At 44.5% G+C, this 3,080-nt stretch carries 2 protein-coding genes and 1 pseudogene; all 3 read right to left on the reverse strand.

The features are described from left to right. Positions 1 to 133 (reverse strand): annotated as a pseudogene (locus tag PUQ00_RS32960) (hypothetical protein); the annotation flags it as partial. Between the two features lie 74 nt (positions 134 to 207). Further along, the gene (locus PUQ00_RS28290; RefSeq protein WP_300422810.1) at positions 208 to 1,770 is read right to left on the reverse strand and encodes a serine hydrolase; all 1,563 of its coding nucleotides are present in this window, start codon (positions 1,768 to 1,770) and stop codon (positions 208 to 210) included. Between the two features lie 173 nt (positions 1,771 to 1,943). Next, entirely contained in the window at positions 1,944 to 2,684 is a 741-nt protein-coding gene (locus PUQ00_RS28295; protein WP_300422812.1) for an RNA methyltransferase, read from the reverse strand. Positions 2,685 to 3,080 lie beyond the last annotated feature (396 nt).

Raw genomic sequence — 3,080 nt, forward strand, 5'->3', positions numbered from 1 at the left:
TGCCATCATCCCCATAGAGTCCATCACTTCCGGCGCCGCCATTGAGGGTGTCATTAGCACCAAGGCCAATCAACACATCATTATCATTTCCACCGACAAGATTATTCGTGTTGTTGTCGCCGGTATAGTTCATCAGATTTATGCCATGTATAAATTTATGGTTATTTCAAAAACCATAAAAATAATACCAAATTCCCAAATTCCAAATTATCTTGGGCGATAATACTGGGGATTCACAACTGGAGATTGATAACCGTTTGCCGGTACAGTACCTCCCATACCGTTGGGTACAGGACTGACAACAGGAGGCTGATAAACGTTCATTGGTACTGTCCCTGTAGTACCGTTGGGTAAAGCCGGACTCCCAACAGGGGGCTGATAACCATTTATGGGTACCGTCCCTGTGGTAGTGTTGGGTGTAACAGCATTTTGGCTAAACTCTTGGTAGGCAGCACGAGAAATTGAGCTAATCAGTTTTTCGGCACGAGGGTCGTTATTAGGGCGTTGTACCATCACAGCAGCTATGTAACGCTTGCCAGTTGGAACAACTATTAAACCTGCATCTGCCAACATTGTGCCAATATCACCCGTTTTGTGGTATAGTCTTGCGCCTGTTCCCAAACCCGATGGTAGCAGAGTGTCTCTCTGAGTGCGACGCAAGATATCGAGCATGAGATCGCGTGATGGCATACTCACCAAATTCCCCTGACTGACAATCGCCATCAAATTCCCCAATTCCCTCGGACTAGTGGTGTTTGTCCCTGACAAATCTGGGAGTTGATTACGAATTGTTGTGTTTGTCAATCCCCAAGTGCGGAAACGCTGGTTTAAAGCCTCCATTCCTCCCAATCGCGCAATCAGCATGTTTGTCGCTGTGTTGTCGCTGATTGTAATCATTTTAGTGGCGACTTCCAGAGCCGCGTACTCGGTTCCGGCTGGTTTATATTGCAGAGTTCCCGAACCGCCAGCTACCATATCCTGTTGCATGGTCAGCATATCTTCTAGGCGAATTTTCCCTGCATCCACATCCTGAAAAAAGGCAATTAGAATTGGCACTTTAATTGTGCTGGCGGCCGGAAAACTGGTTGAGCCATTGACATCTACATAATTACCAGTATCTAAATCTACTAAGAAAACTCCGGGTGTAAGATTTGGGTTGGTGTCCGCCAAATTTTGCACGGCATTTTTCAAAGGGATAATTTCCTGGGATAAATATAGGCTGGAAACTGCCGCTGGCGGAGTTTGAGTAGGTTGTGGCTGCGATCGCACCATATTACCATTAGATTGGGGTGTCGAATTTGTACTGATGCGATTAGCAGGGTCTAATACTGACAACACCGTGCCCACAATTGCACCCATCCCAACACCCACAATCAACAATCGCACAATATACAGCATAGTTTTGGCCATTGGCTTTAATCGCGTTTTTCGCGATGAGCGCCGGCCTCTTTTTGGCACTTCCATCCGCACTGTTTTGACCATCACAGCACCTGGTCGAAAGGGAGGATTCCCCTTCACAGTAGGTATTGGTTTTACTGCCGATGGCATGACTAACCCCGATTTTACCCGACGTGTAGCACCAGGGATTGGGGCAGGACTGATTTGATTTTTTGGGCGTGTTAGCGCCGCTTGTCGTCCATTGACAACTTGCTGCTGGCTGTTAGCTTTAACTTTCTTCTTTACCACTTTTTGAACTTTTTGTGGACGCTGGCGGCGATTTAAGGGTTGACGCCGCGAGAAAGCTTTCCGTTCGTCACTTGACTCTGACACCGTTACTCCTTGTGACCCACTTGGCTTTTTTCTTGCAGACTCCTGACCCAAAACTTAATCTTTAAGCAATATTAATACTCAAATTCTACTTTGCTACTATGTAGCATTTTTGTGTTTAGTTTAAGCCATATTAATTATTTTGGGGGATGATTGCGTATATATTAAACAAATAATTACAAGTTTTCACCATCCCTCTGGTTTTTAATCGCCCATTCTACCTGCTGCAAAATCCCTCGCAGCATGGCTACTTCCCCTGTTTTCAGGTGAGCGCGATTATACAGTTGGCGAAATTTTTCCATGCGACTAGCTGCCGTATGCGGATACACATAACCAATTTTCAATAATAGTGATTCTAATTGCTGGTAGTATGCTTCCACAACATCTATTGCTGCAAGTTCAGTTTGGGGTAGGGTCTGAGTATCAGGTTGTTTTACACATTGTGACAATTCATAACAACAGATTGCCACGGCTGTAGCCAAATTTAGGATTAGATAATCTTGACTTGTGGGAATGCAAACAAACCTCTGTGCATAATTTAATTCTTCATTGCTTAATCCCCGATCTTCTCTGCCAAAGATAAGTGCTGCGGGTTTTTCTGGTTCCTCCAGTAACCAGGGTAATGCAGTCCGGGGGTTTTCTAAAGGCGTTTGCAAACTCCGAAAGCGACCAGTGGTAGCGATCGCTCTCACACATCCATGCAATGCTTCTGGTAAGGTCGGCACTAATACCGCAGATTCTAAAATTTCCTGACCATGAACAGCCATCATCAAAGCTTCCGATGATAGCGGATCGCATTGGGGATTTACTAATACTAAATTATATAGGCCGAAATTTTTCATGACTCTGGCGATCGCGCCGATATTTATCGGCCCAGCTGGTTCTACCAACACAATTCTTAATCCAGCCCAGCCCATTTTTTGCCTCCTGCGATCGTACCGGATAATACTTACAGGCTAATTCTCAGCGTTGTGATTCTGCTGAAGAGTTTCCTTAAAATCATTTTAGCTGTGTAAGTGAATGCCTGCGTCAGGTCTGAACAGTTCAGCGCGTAATTACCGACGAGCGCTTTTCGGTCTACTGAAGTTGGTATCTTCTAGTAGCCTTGGTGCTGTAACAGATTTGGACTTGTTATAAAAAAAGTTCTTGATTGTATGCAATAGGCTCTGGCCTAGAAAGTTAGAAGTTAGAAATAAGAATATACTGACTTCTGGCTTCTGACTCATTTGAGAACGCTATATTACACATCTCCGAAAAAGTAGAGACGCGAAATTTCGCGTCTCTACAAGGGTTCTAGATAACGCATATTTAAT

The sequence above is a fragment of the Nostoc sp. S13 genome (genome assembly GCF_029379315.1).
GTDB lineage: Bacteria > Cyanobacteriota > Cyanobacteriia > Cyanobacteriales > Nostocaceae > Nostoc.